A 1,986-nucleotide genomic window follows, 5' to 3' on the forward strand; every position below is an offset into this window, starting at 1 on the left:
CCCGCGTTCGACGTAATTCGGTGACCTGGAGAGTCGAATCTTGGTTCTGACCTGGGCGGACATGGGTGGGACCGCCTGGAGGGCGTTTCTCTAGGCGGTGGCGTTTCGGCTGGTCAGCGGGGTGCGGGCTGAAGGTCGAGGACCTGCTTGGGGTGGGGGATGCCGAGCTTGGCGAGCAGGTCTCGCTGGGGCTTGGTCAGGCTGGTGACCTGCTGGAACGTGCCGGTGGGGCCGGTGAACGTTCCGACGTGAAGCCGTTGGAGCTCACGGCGGGCCCGGGGCCAGGTCGTGCCGGACCGGGTCTCGGTGATGCGGATGAGCAGGAGGGCGAGCCAGCACAGGACGACGTGGGCGCGGATGCGTTCTTCGAGCCGGTGGTAGACCGGCCGGAGGTCGATGATCTGCTTCATGTCGCGCCAGCCGCGCTCGACTTCCAGGAGTTGCTTGTAGCCCAGGGCGATGTCCTCGGCGCTCAGGTGGGGGTCGGAGCAGCGCAGGAGGTACTTGCCGTCGAGGTTCTCCTCCGCCTTGATCCTGGCCTGGTCGACACGGAGCTTGCCGGCGGGGGTGGCGCGGAGGTAGCGGTTCAGTCCGGGCTTGCCGGCGATCTTCCCGCGTACCTCGCCGCGCTTGAACTCGCTGAGCTTGTCCGTGTCGGCGATCAACTCTTGCAGGTGGGCGACGAGTTGCTCTCGCATGTGCTTGTCGCGTTCGGCGGCTTCGGGGTTGTGGCAGATCACGAACCGATCGGTGTCGCTGATCCGCACTTCCTTGACGCGCATGTTCTCGGCGGTCTCGGTGTAGCGGCCCTGCCGGGACAGGGCGGCCTTGACCTCGGGTGATCCGGAGCGGAGCTTCTCGCCGATGATGTAGGCGTGGTCGCCCTGCCGCAGGTAGCGGCGGTTCTCGGCGGAGGAGAAGCCGCGGTCGGTCACCCACACGATCTTCGAGAGGGTCCAGTCCCGCATCTCGTCTTTGACCTGCCGGATCACCGTCTGGTCGGAGGCGTTGCCCGGCCAGCACCAGCAGCGCACCGGGATGCCGTCCCGGGTGACGGCCATGCCGATGACGATCTGCGGCAGGTCGTCGCGGGAGTCCTTGGACTTGCCGTAGGCGCGGAACCCGCCGTGGTTCGCGTCGCCGTTGGCTTCGCTGTGGTAAAGCGGGCGGCCGGCGTCGTCGCGGGCGACGGGAGCGTCGGGCGCCTCCAGCTCGAAGTAGGTGCTGGTGGTGTCGAAGAACAGCAGATCCACTTCGAGGTTCAGCAGGGTGGCGACCTCGTCGAAGACCTGCTTCTCCAGGTCATCGGTGACCTCGTGCAGCCAGTCCATCGCCCGGTAGCAGGGCTGTTCGCCGATCTCGGTCAGTCCGTCGATGTGCGCGTCGTTGGTGATCCAGTCGGCGGCGGCGAGCTTGGACGACGGCGCCAGCGCCCGGTTCGCGACCAGGGCGAACAGCACCCGCTCGGTGGTGGTCATGTCCCGAGGCCGGCCGCGCTTGGGCTGCCCGACCCGGGCCACGATCTGGTCGATCTTCAGTCTGCGCCACAGGTGGTCGAGCACGTAGGTGCCGCCGAACGGCACCGAGGAGACGAACTCCAGGTCAGAGGCGGCGGTGGCCACGAGCGCGTCACCAGGCTCCAGCAGCTTCGACAGAGACGCGACCAGGCGCTTGACCGCGTCGCGGTCGAGCTGGTCCTCGCGGCCGAAGGTGAACAGCACCTTGGGCACCGCCCGGCCCTTGGCCGGGTCCCACTCGTTGTGGGCCAGGTGCAGGTACCGGACCACCGTGCCGGACTTGTTCTCCCGCTTCGTCGTCTTCACATACACGGCTCTAGAGCATACGAGATGCGTCCAGGCCAGAACAGGTTAACCCAGAGAATCGCGTCTCTAGGGACTTCCGGCTCTCTCCGCCTCTCGCGGCCCGCTGACCAGCGTGTTCCGCCCCGCAGGACCTCCAGGCCCGCCAAATTACGTCGAACCCGGG

At 67.4% G+C, this 1,986-nt stretch carries 1 protein-coding gene; it reads right to left on the reverse strand.

Translation table 11 applies throughout. From position 1 onward, the window contains the following. Positions 1 to 113: 113 nt before the first annotated feature. Positions 114 to 1,829 carry an IS1634 family transposase gene (locus tag ACNAW0_RS30275; protein WP_416291459.1) on the reverse strand — a complete coding sequence of 572 codons (1,716 nt, stop codon included), beginning with the start codon at positions 1,827 to 1,829 and terminating at the stop codon, positions 114 to 116. Between the last annotated feature and the right edge of the window lie 157 nt (positions 1,830 to 1,986).

The sequence above is a fragment of the Micromonospora sp. SL1-18 genome, from assembly GCF_047921505.1.
Lineage (GTDB): Bacteria > Actinomycetota > Actinomycetes > Mycobacteriales > Micromonosporaceae > Micromonospora.